1 protein-coding gene is annotated in these 1621 nt (G+C 60.2%); it reads right to left on the bottom strand.

The genetic code is table 11. The features are described 5' to 3' along the window. Positions 1-668: 668 nt before the first annotated feature. Positions 669-1487: a hypothetical protein gene (locus tag ACSSVZ_RS28095; protein ID WP_453974165.1), complete on the bottom strand. Its 819-nt coding sequence runs from the start codon at positions 1485-1487 to the stop codon at positions 669-671. Positions 1488-1621: the final 134 nt, after the last annotated feature.

Here is a 1621-nt window from a genome sequence, read left to right on the forward strand (position 1 = left end):
CCCATCTCAACGCCATCGTCCGCAACGCCGAAACAGCACAGACCATCGCACCCTAATCCGACACGGTTGCTCATTCCAGCGAAAGCGGGAATCCATAGGGAATCCGCCGTCGTCCGAGGCGGGAGAGAAACGGCTCGGCCTGTCCCGCCCGACCCTCTCCAGCCCGACCGCCGAACCGGACCTGACGCCAGGTGCCCCAAACCACCGCCCTATGGATTCCCGCTTTCGCGGGAATGAGCGGAGTTTGGATTGACCTCCGTGCCCCAAGCGGCGCGCGAACGCGGCGGCGCCGGCCTCCGCCGAGGCCCCCGGCACCCTCAAGTCCCGCCCCGGCTCCGCCGGCCGGGCGGGGTCCGGGTCAGCGGGGTCGAGCGCCGACGGCGGCGCCGGGCCGGGCGGCGAACCGAAGACGCGGGCGCGGAAGAACACGCTGGACGAGATGACGGTGGGCCGGACGGAAAAGCCGAAGCGCCGGGGGCCGCTGCCGAAGCGGGAGCGGTAAAGGGGGGCGCCGGCGTCTCCGCCTCGCTCCACACTCCGCTCATTCCCGCGAAAGCGGGAATCCATAGGGCGTCGGCAACAAGTGCATCTAAAAATCACGTGCGCCCAGGAACGGAAACCGATCTCAGTTAAATCAGATTTCTGGTATTTAAGTATCGATCTATATATCAACCAACCTTCAAAGATCTCAATGTCTTCTGCGCTAACGCTCTAAAGAACCCATTCGGCTGCCATTCACCCAGGCTGCCGAGTTCGTTCAGAAGCGTCCAGCGATCGATAGCCGTTCGCCCCCGAGTATCGTCAATCTTTGCAACGAACATCTGCATGCGCTCCACCAATGCCTTGGTCTCAACAAGGAATATTTCGTCTGATGGACTCGCTTCGGACTTACAGATGCCAGGTGGACCTATCAGCAGAAGCCCCTCAGACTTAACCTCCCGCTCGTTATCTTTTAGCCACTGTATATGGTTGTGAGCTTGGCCAACTTCGGCCTTGGTGTACTGTGCCGGTTCCAGCTTCTCTGTCTTAAGCTCGAATGCCACCAGAGTACCGGCTTCGTCGTCCTTCCAAACAACGTCGGGCCCATGGCCGAGCTCGTTGTCAGGTCGGGTCGCTGAAAATCCAAGAAGCTCTCCGTACATCCGAACCGCTTCTTCCTTAACGTTCGACGACGATCCATTGTCTGCGAGGATCTTTGCCTGCACCCTCATCTTCGCAACAAGATCGCCCAATGCCTGAGGCCCATGGTGGTTAACTTCGAGAAGGCGCCTCTGGAGCGCATTCTTGCCTCCATCGCTCTCAACTTGCCGATCTGCCTGGCTTCGGAGAGGAACATTGAGCCAGTGCGACAGGCGGGCTCTCGCCTTCTTGTAGTGGGCGATCGCAGTCTCGTCGTCTCCTTCACCCTCGTAGGACGCAGCAAGCCATACAGAGTACCATCCCGCTAGCTTCGCATCGGCCAAGGCGGTTTCGTCGAGCACGTCCAATAGAGCCCTCCTTGCACCATCGACATCTCCCTGCCACAACCTAGTGGATTGATCGGATCAAAGGAGTCCGCTTGGGGATTCCTCTGACGGCGCGGCCGTGCGAGTCTGACGTATGCGCAGCGGCATCTCCTTCA

This window comes from Amorphus sp. MBR-141, assembly GCF_053628695.1.